The sequence below is a fragment of the Haloferax sp. Atlit-12N genome, from assembly GCF_003383095.1.
Lineage (GTDB): Archaea > Halobacteriota > Halobacteria > Halobacteriales > Haloferacaceae > Haloferax.
Window position 1 is genome coordinate 1 of record NZ_PSYW01000074.1, and the last position, 499, is coordinate 499.

General features: G+C 32.5%; 1 protein-coding gene. It reads right to left on the bottom strand.

What is annotated here, in order from left to right:
• Positions 1 to 499 (bottom strand): SdrD B-like domain-containing protein (locus C5B90_RS20480; protein WP_199517589.1); only part of this gene is annotated, 499 nt, incomplete at both ends.

Sequence of the window (499 nt, forward strand, 5' to 3'; positions counted from 1 at the left end):
AATCCTACATTTCCACCTACATTTTGTTTTGTTGATTCATAACCTTTTGGCGTTTCAAATTCCATTGTATAATCTCCATTTTTTACATTTTGGAATAGGTATTTACCTTCTGAATTTGTCTCTACTCTGTTGACTTCTTTTCCTTCTTTGTCTTTAAGTACAACATTTACACCAGATATACCTTTCTCTTCTTTATTTTGTATGCCGTCTTTATTACTATCTTCCCATACATAGTCCCCAATTTCATAGCCGGACTCTGGTTTTTCTGGTTCACCTTCAGATTTTACAAATCCACTGTCAATTGTATAGTTGTTTGATCCAGCTACATTTAGAGAAACTTTATTTCCGTCTGAATCTAATCCTACATTTCCACCTACATTTTGTTTTGTTGATTCATAACCTTTTGGCGTTTCAAATTCAATTGTATAATCTCCATTTTTTACATTTTGGAATAGGTATTTACCTTCTGAATTTGTCTCTACTCTGTTGACTTCTTTAC